General features: G+C 71.1%; 13 protein-coding genes. 6 read left to right on the top strand and 7 right to left on the bottom strand.

Going from position 1 to position 18,018, the window contains the following annotated elements:
* Positions 1–84: 84 nt before the first annotated feature.
* Entirely contained in the window at positions 85–1,188 is a 1,104-nt protein-coding gene (locus VGS97_RS09050; protein ID WP_326852852.1) for a citrate synthase 2, read from the bottom strand.
* Positions 1,189–1,516: 328 nt separating this feature from the next.
* Here VGS97_RS09050 and pdxH point away from each other — a divergent pair, with 328 nt between their 5' ends.
* The 4 genes from pdxH to VGS97_RS09030 all read left to right on the top strand — a co-directional run bounded on the left by pdxH (position 1,517) and on the right by VGS97_RS09030 (position 6,429).
* The gene (gene pdxH, locus VGS97_RS09045) at positions 1,517–2,179 is read left to right on the top strand and encodes a pyridoxamine 5'-phosphate oxidase (RefSeq protein ID WP_326852851.1); all 663 of its coding nucleotides are present in this window, start codon (positions 1,517–1,519) and stop codon (positions 2,177–2,179) included.
* 117 nt (positions 2,180–2,296) lie between these two features.
* Positions 2,297–3,007, top strand: coding sequence for a metal-dependent transcriptional regulator (locus VGS97_RS09040; RefSeq protein WP_326852850.1), 711 nt, complete (start codon positions 2,297–2,299; stop codon positions 3,005–3,007).
* A gap of 407 nt (positions 3,008–3,414) precedes the next feature.
* Positions 3,415–4,830, top strand: coding sequence for a transcriptional regulator (locus VGS97_RS09035; RefSeq protein WP_326852849.1), 1,416 nt, complete (start codon positions 3,415–3,417; stop codon positions 4,828–4,830).
* A gap of 267 nt (positions 4,831–5,097) precedes the next feature.
* Positions 5,098–6,429 (top strand): hypothetical protein, encoded by a 1,332-nt coding sequence (locus VGS97_RS09030; protein WP_326852848.1) that lies wholly within the window; start codon positions 5,098–5,100, stop codon positions 6,427–6,429.
* Positions 6,430–6,475: 46 nt separating this feature from the next.
* Here VGS97_RS09030 and VGS97_RS09025 read toward each other — a convergent pair whose 3' ends face one another.
* From VGS97_RS09025 to VGS97_RS09005, 5 genes are all read right to left on the bottom strand, one after another.
* Complete coding sequence (locus tag VGS97_RS09025; protein WP_326852847.1) at positions 6,476–7,864, bottom strand: MFS transporter; 1,389 nt, start codon at positions 7,862–7,864, stop codon at positions 6,476–6,478.
* A 368-nt stretch (positions 7,865–8,232) separates the two neighbouring features.
* Entirely contained in the window at positions 8,233–8,577 is a 345-nt protein-coding gene (gene nirD, locus VGS97_RS09020) for a nitrite reductase small subunit NirD (RefSeq protein WP_326852846.1), read from the bottom strand.
* The gene (gene nirB, locus VGS97_RS09015) at positions 8,574–11,231 is read right to left on the bottom strand and encodes a nitrite reductase large subunit NirB (protein ID WP_326852845.1); all 2,658 of its coding nucleotides are present in this window, start codon (positions 11,229–11,231) and stop codon (positions 8,574–8,576) included. Before nirB ends, nirD begins: the two co-directional genes overlap by 4 nt.
* Before the next feature lie 50 nt (positions 11,232–11,281).
* Positions 11,282–12,574 (bottom strand): NAD(P)/FAD-dependent oxidoreductase, encoded by a 1,293-nt coding sequence (locus tag VGS97_RS09010; protein ID WP_326852844.1) that lies wholly within the window; start codon positions 12,572–12,574, stop codon positions 11,282–11,284.
* A gap of 2 nt (positions 12,575–12,576) precedes the next feature.
* Entirely contained in the window at positions 12,577–14,817 is a 2,241-nt protein-coding gene (locus VGS97_RS09005) for a molybdopterin oxidoreductase family protein (protein ID WP_326852843.1), read from the bottom strand.
* Positions 14,818–15,056: 239 nt separating this feature from the next.
* Here VGS97_RS09005 and VGS97_RS09000 point away from each other — a divergent pair, with 239 nt between their 5' ends.
* Both VGS97_RS09000 and VGS97_RS08995 read left to right on the top strand, forming a co-directional pair.
* Positions 15,057–16,388 (top strand): uroporphyrinogen-III synthase, encoded by a 1,332-nt coding sequence (locus VGS97_RS09000; RefSeq protein ID WP_326852842.1) that lies wholly within the window; start codon positions 15,057–15,059, stop codon positions 16,386–16,388.
* 33 nt (positions 16,389–16,421) lie between these two features.
* Positions 16,422–17,291, top strand: a complete 870-nt coding sequence (locus tag VGS97_RS08995; protein WP_326852841.1) for a sirohydrochlorin chelatase — start codon at positions 16,422–16,424, stop codon at positions 17,289–17,291.
* Positions 17,292–17,575: 284 nt separating this feature from the next.
* Here the strand turns inward: VGS97_RS08995 and VGS97_RS08990 are convergent.
* Positions 17,576–18,018: S41 family peptidase (locus VGS97_RS08990; protein ID WP_326852840.1), on the bottom strand; the 443-nt coding region annotated here is incomplete at its 5' end.

Here is an 18,018-nt window from a genome sequence, read left to right as displayed (position 1 = left end):
CGCCGCGGCCGGGCACCGTCGTGGGTCGTCAGTGCGCCGGATTCCAGCCGATCGGGTGATCTCCGCCGCGCCGGTCGGGTCCGGTCAGTGGACGACCATCGTGTCGTAGCCCTCGATGTCGTGGACCTTGCGCTGCGCCGGGCCCATGTAGCGGGCGGCCGGGCGGACCAGGCGGCCGGTGCGCTTCTGCTCCAGGATGTGCGCCGACCAACCCGCCGTGCGGGCGCAGGTGAACATCGAGGTGAACATGTTCGCCGGGACCTCGGCGAAGTCCAGCACGATCGCGGCCCAGAACTCGACGTTGGTCTCCAGCACCCGATCGGGGCGGCGGGTACGCAGCTCCTCGAGCGCGGCCTCCTCCAGCGCCTTCGCGATCTCGTAGCGCGGCGCGCCGAGCTCCGCGGCGGTGCGGCGCAGCACCCGGGCGCGCGGGTCCTCGGCCCGGTACACCCGGTGGCCGAAGCCCATCAGCCGCTCGCCGCGGTCGAGCACGCCCTTGACGTACGTCTTGGCGTCGCCCTCGCGCTCGATCGCCTCGATCATGTGCAGCACCCGGGACGGCGCGCCGCCGTGCAGCGGGCCGGACATCGCGCCGACCGCGCCGGACAGCGCCGCGGCCACGTCCGCCCCGGTCGAGGCGATCACCCGGGCGGTGAAGGTGGAGGCGTTCATGCCGTGCTCGGCGGCCGAGGTCCAGTAGGCGTCGATCGCCTCGACGTGCTTGGGGTCGGGCTCGCCGCGCCAGCGGATCATGAACCGCTCGACGATGGTCTGCGCCCGGTCGATCTCCCGCTGCGGCACCATCGGCTTGTCTATCCCGCGGGCCGACTGCGCCACGAAGGACAGCGCCATCACCGCGGCGCGGGCCAGGTCGTCGCGGGCCTGCGCGTCGGAGATGTCGTGCAGCGGCTTGAGGCCCCACACCGGCGCGAGCATGGCCAGCGCGGACTGCACGTCCACCCGGATGTCGCCGGAGTGGATCGGGATCGGGAACGGCTCGGCCGGCGGCAGACCGGGGTTGAACTTCCCGTCCACCAGCAGGCCCCAGACGTTACCGAAGGTCACGTGCCCGACCAGGTCCTCGATGTCGACGCCGCGGTATCGGAGGGCGCCGCCGTCCTTGTCGGGTTCGGCGATCTCCGTCTCGAAGGCGACGACGCCCTCAAGACCGGGTACGAAGTCGGGCATCTGGTGTGCTCCCTTGCTCTGGCAATCGTCCTTCGTGGGGGGTACCGCAGCGCCGGTAGGCGACGCGGGCCGCGCAAGGGGGTGACTGTGAGCGCTCCCTTGCACTCTGTGACTTTCAGCCGGTTGAACGGGTGATCCTCCTTGGAGGTTCCCGCCAAGCGGGACCGCGTACCTATATTGGACCGCTACAACTTCGGAACGGAAATCGGTGGAACTCCAGCCATCCGGGGCTGTGGTGTAGACCATTGCCCTGGTCCGCGCGGGGCAGGCCCGCGCGGTGCCCCTTACGATGTGTTGTGATGGATCGGAAACAGGGCGGTGACCAGGGATGACGGACGCTGGGGACCTTGCCCGGCTGCGCCACGAGTACGCAGACCGTGGCATCGAGGTGACTGACCTCACAGGTGATCCAATCGACCAATTCGCCCGATGGTTCGCTGAGCTCGACAATGCCGTCCCAAAATCGGACAACACCTGGTTCGAACTCAACGCGACGGTGCTTTCCACGGCCGACGCGCAGGGCCGTCCCTCGGCCCGCACCGTGTTACTGAAGAAGTTCGGCCCGGAGGGCTTCACCGTCTTCACCAACTACGAGTCCCGCAAGGGCCGCGAGCTGTCCGCGAACCCCGCGGCGTGCCTGCTGTTCCCCTGGTATCCGCTGGAGCGGCAGGTGATCGTGACGGGCGAGATGACGCGGCTGCCGGAGGCGGAGAGCGACGCCTACTTCGCGATCCGGCCGCGCGGCTCGCAGCTCGGCGCGTGGAGCAGCGCCCAGTCCGAGCCGATCCCGGACCGCCGGTGGCTCGACGAGCGATACGCGGACTACGAACGCCGGTTCCCCGGCGAGGTGCCCAGGCCGCCGCACTGGGGCGGGTTGGTGCTGGCGCCGCGCACCGTCGAGTTCTGGCAGGGCAGACCGAGCCGGCTGCACGACCGCCTGCGCTACGTACGGGACGGGGATTCCTGGCGGCTGGAGCGGCTCAGCCCTTGATGACGACTCGGCCCTTGAGACGGGGGCGCGCAATCCAGGTCTTGAACACCCGATCCGCGGGGCGGTGAGTCACAATTGTCGCGCACGAGCATTCGTTCTCAAGGCCGGAGCCTGAGCGTGAGCGACCTGATCGACACCACGGAGATGTATCTGCGGACCATCTTCGAACTGGAAGAGGAAGGGATCGTCCCGCTGCGCGCGCGTATCGCCGAGCGGCTGGGACAGAGCGGTCCCACGGTGAGCCAGACGGTGGCCCGGATGGCGCGTGACGGACTGCTGACCGTCGAGGGCGACCGGCATCTGCAACTGTCCGTGTCGGGTCGCGCGCACGCGACCCGGGTGATGCGCAAACACCGGCTCGCCGAGCGGCTGCTGGTGGACGTCATCGGCCTGGAGTGGGACGAGGTCCACGAGGAGGCGTGCCGCTGGGAGCACGTGATGAGCGAGACCGTGGAGCGCCGGGTGCTCGCCCTGTTGGACAACCCGACCGTCTCGCCATATGGCAATCCGATCCCCGGCCTGGAGGAACTGGACTCGTCGCTGAGCGCGCCCGACTTCCGCGAGGGAGGGCTGCGATCGCTGCGTGAGGTCGCCGACAGTCTGACCGAGGGCAGGCACGCGGTGGTCGTGGTGCGCCGGATCGGCGAGCCGGTACAGACCGACAACGAGGTCATGCACCGGCTGCGCCGGGTCGGGCTGCGCCCCGGCGCGGCGCTACAGATCGCCCCGGCGGCCGGCGGCGTATTGATCTCCTCGTCGGGCGGCGAGGCCACTGAGCTCGAACCGGACCTGGCCGCGCACGTATTCGTCGAAGGGAAAGGAAGCTGATTCGTCAGGCGCCGCGCGCACCGCCCGTCCGCCCTTGGCCGGCGGTAGCGCGCTGTAATGCCGGCGGCTTGAACCGTCAAGGCCCGGGGTTGGCCAATAAGTGTCGACTTTCGTCCGCCCGGCTGGGTTTCGGACAGCCTCAGCGCTCTTCCCGACCGGCGTGTCAGGTCTCTGGCCAGCGCGTTCATATCGGCGTCCAACTCCTGGCCAGCTGTCCTGATTGCGATGCTAATCACTGGACTTGTCCGCGCCACCCCTCGCGACCGGCCGTTCCAATGTAGCGAATCAGGACTGCGCAGTTACCCAGGGCTACCGCTCCCCCTGAATCGACGCTACCCTTCGCGACATATGCGCACTTGGCCGCGAGTAATGCAATGCCGGTGTGGTCGAGGGAAGGGGAGACCCCGATGGCAGTTCGCACCACCGCGGCGCGGCAACCGAACCAGCGGCTCGCCGCGCTGATCCACGAGGCCGCCTGCTCGAACGCCGGGCTGGCCCGCCGGGTCAACATGGTCGGGGCGGAACACGGACTGGACCTTCGTTACGACAAGACCTCGGTGGCCAGGTGGCTGCGCGGGCAGCAGCCGCGCGGCATGGCGCCGACGCTGATCGCCGAGGCGCTCGGGCGCAAGCTCGGCCGGCCGGTGACGGTCGAGGAGATCGGCATGGCGGACGGCCGCAACGGCTCGTCCAGCGTGGGCCTGCACTTCGCGCCGACCTCCGCAGCGGCGATCGAGGAGGCCACCGAGCTGTGGCGGGCCGACGTGAGCCACCGCGAGTTCCTGCTCGGCTCCTCCTTCGCGGTGGCCGCGCTCATCGCGCCCAGCCGCGACTGGCTGATCACCCCGCCCGACCCCGAGGTCGCCAGGCCGCTTCAGCTGGCCGGGCGCGGGCCCCGGGTCGGCCCCGGCGACGTGTACGCGGTACGCGCCGCCACCAAGGCCTTCCGCGACCTCGACCACCAATTCGGGTCCGGATACGTGCGCTCCATCGTCGTGCACTACCTCGACGAGGTCGTCGGCGAGATGCTCAACGGCGCCTATCCGGAGCGCACCGGCCGCGCGCTGTTCGCCGCGGCCGCGCAACTGACCGAGCTCGCCGGGTACATGGCCGTCGACACCGGCAGGCACGGCCTCGCGCAGCGCTACTACATCCAGTCGCTGCGCCTCTCCCAGGCGGCCGGGGACCGCGCGTACGGCGGCTACGTGCTGGCCGCCGGAATGAGCCACCTGGCCGGGCAGCTCGGCTCGCCGCGCGAGATAACGCAGCTCGCCCGCGCCGCGCAGGAGGGGGCTCGCGATCAGGCGACGGCGACGGCGCGTTCGATGTTCCACGCGGCCGAGGCGCGCGGACACGCGGTGCTCGGCGACGTGCGCTCGTGCGAGGCGGCGCTGATCAAGGCCGCGCAGGAGATGGAGAAGGCGGAGCCGGAGAAGGATCCGGAGTGGATCCAGCACTTCACTCCGGCGTACCTGGCCGACGAGTTCGCGCACTGCTATCGCGACCTGGACCGGCCGCGGCAGGCCAAGGAGCACGCGGAGCGGGCGCTGGCCGGGCACGCCGAGCGGCACGTGCGCCGTCGCGCCGTCGACACCGTGCTGATCGCCACCGCCTACGCGCAGGAGCGCGAGGTCGAGGCGGCGTGCACGGCGGGGACCGCGGCGATCGACCTGCTCGCCACGCTGCGCTCGCACCGCGGCGTGGAGTACCTGCACGATCTCGACCGCAGGCTCGACCCGTATCAGGAGACGACGGCGGTTCGCGGCTTCCGCGAGCGGCTGGGACGGCTGGCGGTACGGCAGACGGCCGCGGTCGCTGCGTGATCTCGGCAGGCTGACCCCGGCCGACCGGTGCTCGGCCGCCTGAAGGCGAACGCCGAACGAACGGCCGGTTCCTCCGGCCGTTCGCCGGGTTCCGGGCGTCCTGGTCTCGGTTCTGTGCCAAAAGGGGCGCGCAGGGTGACTCCGCCTTGCCCGCGGGTGGTCCAGTTTGGTTGGCTGATGCGGTGTCGGCTGACTTCCGGCACGGCGGCGGTGTTCCATGAGGCCGCCATAGTCGCTGGTCCGTGCCGTTTGTGAGGATAGTGCGCCGTGTTCCAGATGCCGGAGATGCCCGCCACCAGTTGGGCCGAGCAGGGTTACGACCCCTCGGCGTACCCGAGGCAGGCCGAAGACCAGTCCGCGCAGCCCGCCGCCGTCTGGCAGCAGGACACCGAGCCCGACTGGGGCGCGTCGCAGCAGGGCTACCCCGAACAGGATTTCCCCGAGCAGGGTTACCCGGGGCAGAGTTACCCAGAGCAGGGCTACGCAGCGCAGGCCTACCCAGAGCAGGGGCCTCCGGCGCAGGAGTACCCGGGTTCGCAGCAGTACCCGCAGCAGGGATACGCGGGAGCGGCGGATCCGACGATGGCCGTCCCGCAGCAGCCCGTGGCCACGCCGGAGGCCGACTCGGGACTGCCGACGGAGTTCGACCACTTGTTCCGCGGCTCCACGCCGGACAGCCGCCGCGCGATAGACCGGCAGAAGCCGATGGTCGGCGGGGCCGGTGCGGGCTATCTCAGCGGTTCACAGTCCCAGCCCGCGCCCGGGGCGGCGATCCCCGAGCAGGGCGCGCAGTACCAGGGCTACCAGCAGCAGTTCCCACAGGGGGAACAGTTCCCGGGCCCGGCGCAGTATCAGGGTGCACCGTTCGACGGCCAGGGTCAGTATCAGGCCACGCAGTTCCGGAGCGGTCCGTACCCGCAGGCCGACTACCAGCAGGGCGTCGGTTACGGCGGACCCGGGGGCGGTAGCGGGTTCGGCGGCGGTTCGCTCGGCGCGCAACTGCGCGACAACCGCAGGGTTCTGATCATCGGCGGCGCCGTGGTGCTGGCCGCGGTGATCGGCTTCGCGATCGCCAACTCCGGCGGCCCGTCGGGCGCCTCGGCCGGGCCGCCCGGCGGCACGCCGTCGGCCACGGCGAGCAAGACCACTCCCAAGCAGCAGGCCGACCAGATCTACCAGCTGATCCAGCAGTCCAGCCAGCTGCGTTCGGACGCGAACACGGGTGTGGTCGACGTCAACGGCTGCAAGGACCTGGCCAACGCGCAGAGCCTGCTCAGCTCGACCGCGCAGAAGCGCCAGGCGCAGGCCGACAGCGTCGGCAAGCTCGACGTCTCGGGCATCCAGAACGGCGCGCAGCTGGTCGGCCAGCTCAAGGCGGCGTGGACCGCTTCCGCGCAGTACGACACCGCTTACGCGCAGATAGCCGGCGACATGCAGAGCAGTTGCAAGACCACCGAGGTGCGTAAGGACTCGAACCATCAGGCCGCCGACCAGGCCGCGACAGCGGCGGACAACGCGAAGTCCCAGGCGGCGCAGCTGTGGAACGACAACGTCGCCACGCCGCTGGGCGAATCGCAGGTCGACAGCGGGAAGCTGTAGCCAGTGCTGGATCCGGGTGCTGATTTGACGGCGACCGTACGGGGCCTCACACCCCCGGGAGTCTGCGCGATCCCGGCAGCAGGTACACCGCCCAGGTGACGATGAAGCAGAGCCCGTAGAACGCGAGGAAGGCGACGTAGGCGGCGTCGCCGGTCTTGTAGGTCAGGAAGGACTCGCGGAACGCGAAGTTCACCAGCGCACCGCCGAAGGCTCCGACCGCTCCGGCGATCCCGATCAGCGCCCCGGCCAACCGCCGCGCCTCGCGTTGCGCCGCCGCCGCGTCCACCATCGTCACGGTCGCGCCGTCGGCGGTCGCGCGTTCGGCCTTGGCGCGGAAGATCGCCGGGATCATCTTGTACGCCGAGCCGTTGCCAAAGCCGCTGAATACGAACAGCAGCACGAAGCCGGTGACGAACAGCGGCAGCGACTTGTCCAGCGAGGCGGCCAGCACCAGCGCGGCCGCGGCGGCCATCGCGACGAAGTTCCAGAACGTCACCCTGGCGCCGCCGATCCGGTCCGCCAGCGCGCCGCCGAGCGGCCGGATCAGCGAGCCGAGCAGCGGGCCGAGCCACACCAGGTCGGCCGCCTGCCTCGGGGTCCACTTGAACTGCACCTGAAGCACCTGCCCGAAGGCGAAGCTGAAGCCGATGAAGGACCCGAAGGTGCCGATGTAGAGCAGCGACATGATCCACGTGTGCGGGTCCTTGGCCGCGTCCCGCATCGCGCGCTTGTCGTTACGCAGCTGGGTCAGGTTGTTCATGGACAGCGCGGCGCCGAGCGCGGCGATCACCACCAGCGGGATGTACACGGCGAGCACGAGCCGCGGGTGCGCGATGCCCGCGCCGGCCAGTACCGCGAGTCCGGCCAACTGCACCACGGCCACGCCGAGATTCCCGCCGCCCGCGTTGAGCCCGAGCGCCGCGCCCTTGAGCCGCTCCGGGTAGAACGCGTTGATGTTCGCCATGGAGGAGGCGAAGTTCCCGCCGCCGACCCCGGCGACCGCCGCCAGGATCATCAGGGTGCTGTAGGAGACGCCGGGCTTGAGCCAGAACGCCGCCAGGACGCACGGAACCAGCAGCAGGCCGGCGCTGAACACCGTCCAGTTGCGGCCGCCGAACCTGGCCACCGCGAACGTGTACGGCAGCCGCAGCGCCGAACCGACCACGGTCGGCACAGTGGTCAGGAAGAACTTCCCGGCCGCGTCCACGTGGTAGTTCGGCCCGAGGAAGAGCACGAACACCGACCACAGGCTCCACACCGAGAAGCCGAGGTGCTCGGCGAGGATGGAGAACACCAGGTTGCGCCGGGCGGTGTTCGCGCCCTGCCGCTCCCAGAAGGCGACGTCCTCTGGGCGCCAGTCTGTGATGGCGGCCCGAGGGCGGGCCGCGGGGATGACAGCGGTGTTGCCTGAGCCTGCCGATGCCTCAGCGCTCATCGTCGCCTCCAGGGAATGAATACGTGGATACGGCCTTGTGGCACCGGACGCTATGGACCACGCGTTTCAGCCGGCAGCGCACCGCTCGCGAGTGCCGTCAACTCGCCCGCACTCGCCGATTTCCGGGCTGTGACAACTTCCCGGACACGTCTACGGGGCACGCACCGCGCCTCACGCCCAGGGGGTTTGAGCTGTGAGCCGGATCAGGGCGTGGCGCGTGGCACGTGCGTTCGCAAGGCGGAGGGTCGTGCTCGGACTGAAGATTCGGCCGTATGCGACAGGTGCCTGGCGGCACCGGGGGCTCGGCAACGCGGCGAGCGTGCGTGACAGACGCCACGCCCTGGTCGACGTCACAGCTCGAACATCCCCTAGCGCCGCACCCACACCAGTCCGCGGTAGCGGCGCACCGGATACGTCGGCAACGCGATCGTCGGATCGTCGAGGCAGGTGCCGCTGCGCAGGTCGAATACGTGCTTGTACATCGGCGAGGCCACGGTCGGCACGCCGTCGCGCGAACCGGTCACCCCGCGCGAGATGACGTAGGCGCCCGAGTACGGATCCCGGTTGCCGGTCGCGTACAGCTCTCCCGGCGTAGTGCGGAAGACGGCGATCTGCACGCCGTCGACGAGCGCCGCGACGCCGCGGCCCGGCGTGAGATCCGCGTATCTGCACACTGCGGTCCACGCGTGCTGCTTGTTGGCAGTCATCGTCATGCTCCCACCTCGACCGGGACGCGCTCGTTGTCGCTGTCGTCGTCGCGCGCCGGTCCCTCGTCCGGCCGCGGTCCGATCTCCAGCAGGGGCTTGATCTGGCCGCGTTCGTACTCGAACTTGATCTCCGGGTCGGGTACGCCCGGAGCGTTGACGAAGGAGACGAAGCGGCGCAGCGTCTCCGGATCCTCGATGGCGGCCCGCCACTCGTCGGTGTAACCGGCGACGTGCTGCCCCATCAGCCGGTCCAGCTCCTCGCACAGCCCGAGCGAGTCCTCCATGACCACCGCGCGCAGGTGGTCGAGGCCGCCCTCCATCCGCTCGATCCAGGTCGCGGTGCGCTCAAGCCGGTCGGCGGTGCGGATGTAGAACATCAGGAACCTGTCGATGGTCCGGAGCAGCTCGCGCTCGGAGAGGTCGGTGGCCAGCAGGTCGGCGTGCCGGGGCCGGAAGCCGCCGTTCCCGCCGACGTACAGGTTCCAGCCCCGCTCGGTGGCGATCACCCCGAAGTCCTTGCTCTGCGCCTCCGCGCACTCGCGGGCGCAGCCGGAGACCGCCGCCTTGACCTTGTGCGGCGCCCTCAGGCCCCGATAACGCAGTTCGAGCTCGATGGCCATCTTCACCGACTCCTGCACGCCGTAGCGGCACCATTCCGAGCCTACGCAGCTCTTCACCGTGCGCAGCGCCTTGCCGTAGGCGTGCCCTGATTCGAAGCCGGCGTCCACCAGCCGCCGCCAGATCTGCGGGAGCTGCTCGACGCGGGCGCCGAACAGGTCGATGCGCTGTCCGCCGGTGATCTTCGTGTAGAGGCCGAAGTCCCGGGCCACCTCGCCGATCGCGATCAGCTTCTGCGGGGTGATCTCGCCGCCCGGGATCCGGGGCACCACCGAGTAGCTGCCGTTGCGCTGGAGGTTGGCCAGGAAGTGGTCGTTGGTGTCCTGCAACGCGGCCTGCTCGCCGTCCAGGATGTGCTGGCCGGCGCCCAGCGTCCCGCCGAGCGAGGCGAGGATCGAGGCCACCGCGGGCTTGCAGACTTCGCAGCCGTCCCCGCCGCGGCCGTGCTCGGTCAGCAGCTGCGCGAAGGTGGTGATGCCGCGCACCAGCACGATCTCGTACAGCTCGGCCCGAGTCTGCTCGAAGTGCGCGCACAGCGCCTTCGAGGTCTGCACTCCGGCGGACGTCAGCAGTCTGCCGAGCAGCGGCACGCAGGAGCCGCAGCCGGTGCCGGCCTTGGTGCACGCCTTGATCGCGCCCACGTCGGCGCAGCCCTGCTCGTGGATCGCGGAGGTGATCGTGCCCTTAGTCACGTTGTGGCAGCTGCACACGGTCGCCGAGTCCGGCAGTGCGTCCGGGCCGAGCGCGGGCGCCGCGCCGAGGCTCGCGGGCAGCAGCAGCTGCTCGGGCGTGGCGGGCAGCGGGGAGTCGGTTCCGGCCAGCGGCCGCAGCGTCGCGTACGCGGAGGCGTCGCCGACCAGGATCCCGCCGAGCAGCCGGCCGTCCTCGCCGATGACGAGCTTCTTGTAGAGCCCCGCGGTCGAGTCGCTGTAGAGGGCTGACAGCGCACCCGGTGTCGCCCCGAAGGCGTCGCCGAACGACGCGACCTCGACGCCGAGCAGCTTGAGCTTGGTCGACACGTCCGCGCTGCGGAAGGGCTTCGGGTCCGCGCCGAGCAGGTGGTCGGCGACCGTCTCAGCCATCGCATACCCCGGCGCGACCAGGCCGTAGACGCGGCCGTCCACAGCCTGTGCACACTCGCCGATCGCGTAGATCGCCGGGTCCTCGGTACGGCAGAACTCGTCGACGCGGATGCCGCCGCGCTCGCCGACGGCCAGGCCCGCGTCCCGGCCCAGCTGGTCGCGCGCCCGCACGCCGGCCGCGAAGACGACCATGTCGACCGGCAGGGCGCTGAGATCATCGCCCTTCGCGAGTACGAGCGCGTACACCGAGCCGTCCTCGCCGGTCTCCACGGCCTCGGTGCGCGTCGAGGTGTGCACGGTCACGCCGAGCGCGGCGATCCGGGACAGCAGCGCCTGTCCGCCGCCCTCGTCGACCTGCACGCCCATCAACCGGGGTGCGAACTCGACCACGTGCGTCTCCAGGCCCATGGCCTGGAGCGCGCCCGCCGCCTCCAGCCCGAGCAGGCCGCCGCCGACCACCGCGCCGATCTTCCGCCCGGCGGCGAACCGCTTGATTGCCTCCACGTCCTCGATCGTGCGGTACACGAACGCGCCGGTTGCGTCGTGGCCGGGCATCGGTGGGACGAAGGGGTAAGAGCCGGTGGCGAGGACCAGCTCGTCATACGCGTATTCGGCGCCTGACGCCGTGGTCACGGTACGATCCTGCCGGTCGATCGCCGCGACCGGATCGCCGAGGCTCACCTCGACGCCGGGCGGCGTCGGGTAGGTCAGGTCCTGCGGGCTCTTCCCGTCGAACAGGGAGCTGAGATGCACGCGGTCGTACGCGGCACGCGGCTCCTCGCCGAGCACCGTGATCCGGACCGGCGCGGTCGAGCGGGCCGCGCGCTCGGCCAGCAGTTCTGCGCAGCGGTGCCCCACCATGCCGTAGCCCGCGACGACGATCCGCCGTGCGCTGTCGGGCCGGGATGAGCCGCCGGGCCCGGATGCGCCGTGCTGCGGCCGCACACCGTTCGCGTCCATCGTGAATCAGTTCCTTTCCACCGGGTCGAACAGGTCAAGCGGTCGGTCGGTCATGCGGGGTCGAACAGCAGATCGAGCGGGTTCTCCGGCAGCGGGCCCGAGCGGTCGACCAGCCGGGCCAGCCGGGGTGCGGCCGAGACGTCGCCGATCAGCACCGAGCTGACCACCCGGCCGCCGTGCACCGTCACGGCACGGTGCGTGCCGCCCACCGGATCGACGAGCCGCACGGTGCGCGCGGCGTGCTCGGGCTTCGGTTCGGCGGCCGGCGACGGCGCGGCGGCCAGGATCGCGATGTCGACGCCGGTCGCGGTGAGCCGGGCCACGGTTGACGAGCCCTGATACACGGCGGGCCGGCCGAGCAGCCGCTCGGCGAGCACCTCCGCCTGCTCCAGCGCCGGGGCCGCGAGCCCGTGCGCCGCGCGCATTCCGTGCTGCGTGTGCGCGCAGTCGCCGATCGCGTGGACGCGCGGATCGGTCACGCTCTCCAGCCCTTCGCCCACCACGACGCCGTCACGCACGGCCAGCCCGGCCCGCGCCGCGAGCCCGGTCGCCGGGGCGCTGCCGCACGCGAGCAGCACCAGATCGGCGTCGAGCCGGAAGCCGTCGGCCAGCTGCACGCCGGTCAGCCGACCGTCGCGGTCGTGCAGTACCGTGCGGGCCCGGCACTCCACGTGCACCTCGATCCCGAGGCCGCGCGCGGTACGTGCCAGCACCGCGGCGGCGTCCTCGTCGAGCCGGTGGTCGAGCAGATGAGGACCCTGATGGATCAGGTCCACCTCAAGGCCGCGCAGCGTCAGGCCCCTGGCGCACTGCACGCCGAGCAGCCCGCCGCCGACGACCACCGCGCGCGGCTTGCGGCCGTCACCGCCCGGAGAGGTGAACGAGACGAGCGAGACGAGCGAAGCGAGCTGCTCCTGAATCCGCTCCAGATCCGCGAGGGTGCGCAGCGTGTGCACCCCGGGCTTCAGGCCGTGCTCGTCCCGGATGCCGCCGAGCGGCGGCAGCACCGGATTCGCGCCGGTAGCGAGCACCAGGTCGTCATAGGGGAGTACCGAGCCGTCGTCCCCGTACACGAGCCGCCGCCGCCGGTCGATCCGGGTCGCGCGCACGCCCGCGCGGACCGTCACGCGTGGATCGTCGGGCTCGGCGAGATCGATCCGCCGCGCGTCGATCCGCCCGGCCAGCACCTCGGGCAGCAGCACCCTGTTATACGGCGCGCCGACCTCGGCGCCGAGCACGGTCAGCCCGAAGCCGCCGCCCGGCTCGTCGCGGCCGACCCGGATCAGCCGGGCCACCAGGTGGTGCCCGGCCATGCCGTATCCGATCACGACTATCCTGCGCACCACTAGTCCGGCCCCCCTACCGTCTCCAAGAGCGCTGCCGTCTCCAGAAGCGCAGTCCTCTGCGACCGCGCAGCCCGCTCCAACCGCACGGCGCAGGTCTTGAACTCCGGCATCTTCGAGATCGGATCCAGTGCCGGATTGGTGACCGAGTTGGCCCGCCCGGGCCCCGGCCAGTGGAAGGGCATGAACACGGTGTCCGGCCGGATCGCCCGGCTCAGCCGCGCCGGCGCGGTGGCCGTACCGCGCCTGCTGATCACGCTCACCTGCGCGCCGTCCTCGACTCCCAGCGTGCGCGCCAGATCCGGATGCAGCTCCACGAAGGGCTCCGCAGCGGCCCGGTTGAGTGCGTCAACCCGACGTGTCTGCGCGCCCGACTGGTACTGAGCCAGCACTCTGCCGGTGGTCAGCCGATACGGGTACTGATCGTCCGGTTCCTCGGCTGAGGGCCGGAAATCGACCGGGACGAAGCGCGCGCGGCCGTCCGGCGTCGGGAATGCGTGCTCGAACAGCCGGGGCGTGCCGTCAGGGCTCTGCGTGCCACACGGCCAGTACAGCTCCTCGTCCCGCTCAAGCCGCTCGTAGGTGATGGCGCAGTAGTCGGCGATGCCGCCCGCGCTCGCCCGGCCCAACTCGGCGAACACCTCGGCCGGATCGGCGGACAGCTTGGCGCCGAGCCGCGCGGCCAGCTCGGCGAGGATCTCCAGATCGGTGCGCACGCCCGGATGCGGCGCGATCGCCGCGGGGCGCAGCAGAACCCTGCCCTCCAGGTTCGTCATGGTGCCGGTCTCCTCGGCCCACTGCGCGCTCGGCAGCACGACGTCGGCGATCTCGGCGGTCTCCGAGCGCACCAGGTCGCAGACCGCCAGAAAGCCGAGCGAGCGCAGCCACGCCTCGGTCTGCACCGCGCCGGGCGCGCTCACCAGCGGATTCGAACCCATCACCAGCAGCGCGTCGATCCGTTCGGGCGCGTCCTCGCGCTCGCCCCCGCCCGCACGAGCGCTACCGCAACGCTCCAGCAGTTCGACGGCGCTCGGCCCGGGGCCTGGCAGCTCGTCCGGATCCACGCCCCAGACGGCGGCCACGTGCTCCCGCGCCGCCGGGTCGTCGAGCTTGCGGTAGCCCGGCAGCTGGTCGGACTTCTGGCCGTGCTCCCGCCCGCCCTGCCCGTTGCCCTGGCCGGTCAGCGCACCGTAACCGGAGCCCGGACGTCCCGGCAGGCCGAGCGCGAGCGCCAGGTTGATCCACGCGGAGACGGTGTCAGTGCCCTTGCTGTGCTGCTCGGTGCCGCGCGCGGTCAGGATCATCGCGCCCCCGCTGCCCGAGCGCACGCATTCACGCACCGCCTCGGCCAGCGCGGTCACCGTCTCGCGCATCGCCGCGACGGAGACGCCGGTGAGCCGCTCGACCCGTTCCGGCCAGTACGCCGTCGCGATCCGCCGAGTCTGGTCGAAGCCCTGCGTGCGCGTCGCCACGTAGTCCTCGTCGACCAGATCCTCGGCGACCGCGAGGTGCAGCATCCCGAGCGCCAGGGCGAGGTCCGTGCCCGGCACCGGTTGCAGATGCCGGTCGGCCAGTTCGGCGGTCTTCGTGCGCCGCGGATCAACCGTGATCAGCACGCCGCCCGCCTCGCGCGCCGCGCTGAAGTGCCGCATGATCGGCGGCATCGTCTCGGCCGGGTTCGCGCCGATCAGCAGGACTGCGCCCGCCCGCCGGATGTCGCGCACCGGGAACGGCAGCCCGCGGTCCACGCCGAAGGCGCGGTTCTGCGCCGCCGCCACCGACGACATGCAGAACCGGCCGTTGTAGTCGATGTTCGGCGTCTTGAGCACCGTGCGTGCGAACCGGCCGAGCTGATAGGCCTTCTCATTGGTCAGCGAGCCGCCACCGAACACCGCGACCGCCTCCGGCCGCCGCGCGCCGAGCTCGCGTGCGACCCGGTCCAGCGCTTCCTGCCACGATGCCGGCCGCAACTCGCCGCCGCGCCCGTCCCGCATCAGCGGCGTGGTCAGCCGCAGGTCCGGACGCAGCAACTCCCCGGCAGTCGCGCCTTTTCCGCACAGTGCACCCTCGTTGACCGGGAACTGCGTCCGACCGGTGACTTCGAGCCCGGACACCGCCGGACCAGCCGTGACGGGAGTCAGCTGGATCCCGCACTGAAGCGCGCAGTACGGGCAGTGACTCCGGCCCGAGTCGCCGCTACCGTCACCGCCGCCCGCAGCTGCTGCCCCCGGCTTTCCCGTCATGACCACGACGGTGCGGCCCTGCGATGTCGGGTCGGGGTCTTGCTCATTTCGGAGCGCGCACGAGTTCTTCACGGCCCAATCGCCCTTGTGTGCGCACCTTGTGACCGACCCCGGTCATTCGGCATTCCAGTCGGTATCTCAGTCAGTGCCTCAGGCGGTGCCCAGTACCTCGGTCGCTCTTACCGGTGCGTAGCGGGTCGGCAACATATCCGTAACGGCGGACGGCCACTGTTTCCGACATGGCACTGGCAGAGGCGATCGATTCCACTCCCTCGGCTGCGGCCGATCCGCCCTCCGACGCAGGGGAGCCGACCGCCGTGGCCGTCACCAACGCGCACCTGACCACCGGCGACGAGCCTGCCCCGGCCCCGTCCCGCACCGACGCGGCCTCATCTCACGCAGCCCCGCCCCACACTGTCTTCGACGAATTCCCACTCACCGGCTGCGTCGTGGCCGTGACCGCCGACCGGCGGCGTGACGACCTGGCCTCGTTGCTGCGTCGTCGCGGCGCGAAGGTCATCGAGACTCCCACGCTGCGCCTGGTTCCGCTCGACGACGACGCGGCACTGCGTAAGGCGACCAACGACTGCCTTACGGCGCAACTCGACTACGCGGTGGCCACCACAGGCAGCGGTTGGCGCGGATGGATGTCGGCAGCGGAGAGCTGGGGGCTCGGCGAGGAGTTGTTCCGGGTGCTCGCCAGCGCCGTCATCGTCTCCCGCGGTCCCAAAGCCACCGGCGCCGTGCGTGCCGCGGGACTGAGGGAGAGTTACAGCGCCCCTTCGGAGTCCAGTGACGAGTTGCTGAGCTACCTGCTCGACCAAGGCGTGGCCGGCAAGCGCATCGCGGTCCAGCAGTACGGTGTGGAGCATCCGGCCGAGGACACCCGCTTCGTCACCACGCTGCGTGACGCCGGGGCGACCGTCGTCGACCTACCGGTCTACCGCTGGGGTCCGCCGTCTGACCGTCTCGCGGTCCGCCGCCTCGTGGACGCCATCGTCCGGCGCGAGGTCCACGCAGTCAGCTTCACCTCCGCCCCCGGTGTCACCGCGCTGCTGGAGGCCGCCGCCGTAACCGGGGCGCTCGACCAACTCCTGGTCGCGCTGCGTACGGACGTCACCGCGGTCTGCGTCGGCGCCGTGTGCGCCCGGCCGCTCGAAGCGCTTGACGTGCGCGCGGTGTGGCCGGAGCGTGCCAGGCTCGGCGCGATGGTCGCCACGCTCTGCTCGATGCTTCCGCCGCGGGTCCGCCACGAGGTGCCCATCGACAGGCACCGCACCCTGACATTGCAGGGTTTGGCCGCGGTGGTGACAGGCGGTGAGCCGGTCATCCTCGCTCCGCTGCCTGCCGCCGTGCTGGCCGAACTCGGCCGTCGCCCCGGTTGGGTGGTCTCGCGCGCCGACCTGCTGCGCCGGGTGTGGGGACCGCGCGGGGCCGGCTCTGGCGGTCGCGATGAACACGCCGTCGAGGCGACCGTGGCACGCCTGCGTACCGCGCTCGGCCCCGATGCGTCGCTGATCAAGACAGTGACGAAGCGCGGCTACCGCCTTGCCGTCGACCCGGTAGCCTGAGCGCCGTCGCACCGGCGAAGGGGAGTTAGCGACATGACAGTGCCGGTGCTCGGCTTGTCCGCCTACGGCGGGTGGCGCCCCGCGTGGCTGCCCGCACCGCCGGGAGTGCTGCCCCCGCCGCGCGCGGACGTGCCGCTGCTGGCCGTCGCGCACGGCACCAACGACCCGCAGGGCCTGGAAACGCTCGACACGCTCTTGCAGCAGGTCAGGTTCCTGCGTCCAGGCGTCGAGACCTCGCTGTCGTTCGTTTCGGTGGCCCGCCCGAGGGTGGCCGACGAACTGGTCCGGTTGTTCGCCGAGGGCGTGACCGAACTCGTCGTGCTCCCGCTGCTGCTCGGCACGGGCTACCACGTGCGGCACGACATCCCCGAAGCGCTGCGGATCGCGGCGCGGCAGCACGGCGGCGCCGCGAGGATCTACCAGGCCGCGACACTCGGCCCCGATCCACTGCTCGCCTCGGTCCTGCGGGACCGGCTGTCGGCAGTCGGTGGCGGCACCCTGTTCGGCACGCAGATAGTACTGGCCGCAGCGGGCTCGGCCAGCCGAGCCGCGAACGCCGACGCGATCGCGATGTCCGGAATGCTCGCCGAGCGCCTGGGAATGCCGGTACGCACCGGATACGTCACGACCGCAGAACCGGACCTCGCCACGTTGCTGAGCCGTCTGGCGCGACGCGGCCGACCCGTCGCGGTGGCCACCTACCTGCTCGCCTCGGGCGAGTTCAGCCGCCGGATATCGGACTGCGCGACACTCGCGGCACTAGACACGGACAACCCGCGCCGGATGTGCGTGAGCGAACCATTGGGCGCGCACGACCAGATCGCAAGGCTGGTACTGCGCCGATACGACGCAGCCCTAGCCGCGCCGCCACTGAACCTAGCCGACCTGGCCTCAGAGAACTGACTCAGCAGTCAGCAAGCATGGACCGACCCACCTACGCCGATCCACCAGACATACCCGCCACCGCCACTCTGACCCGCCGCCACCATCGCAGTCCCCGCCGTCACCGTCACCGCCCTGACCTGCCGCCACCACTCGATCCACCGCCGTCCCGCCCACTTATCACCGCCGCCCTACCCGCCGCAGTCCCCGCCCGGCTGCCGCCGCCGCCCAACCCGCTGCCACCGCGACCGCCGTCCGGCCTACCGCCGCCGCCACTATCTGATGGCAGTCAGATCTACGGTTATTCAGATCTGCGGCACCTGCGGTGGCTGCGCCGATGGCCTGATCTCCAGCGCCTCAAGCACCATTCGAATCGCCGTGTCCAACTGGGGATCGCGCCCGGCCGCCCACTCGTGCGGAGGGATTGCCACCTCGACGTCCGGATCGACGCCGTAGTTCTCCACGTCCCAGCCGATTCCCCCGGTGAACCAGAACGCGAACTTCGGCTGCGTGACCCCGGTGCCGTCGACCAGCGTGTACTTGGCGTCGATGCCGATCACCCCGCCCCACGTCCGGGTACCGATGACCGGCGCGATGCCGTACAGCTTGATCGCCTGCGTCGCTATGTCCCCGTCGGAGCCTGCGTACTCGTCCACGATCGCCACGATCGGGCCACGCGGCGTCTCGCTCGGGTAGCTGACCGGTTCGGTCGTCCGGCACAGCTGCCAGCCGACGATCCGTCGGCCCA

The sequence above is a fragment of the Actinocrinis sp. genome (genome assembly GCF_035946395.1).
Lineage (GTDB): Bacteria > Actinomycetota > Actinomycetes > Streptomycetales > Catenulisporaceae > Actinocrinis.
This window is presented reverse-complemented; position numbering and strand designations above follow the sequence as displayed.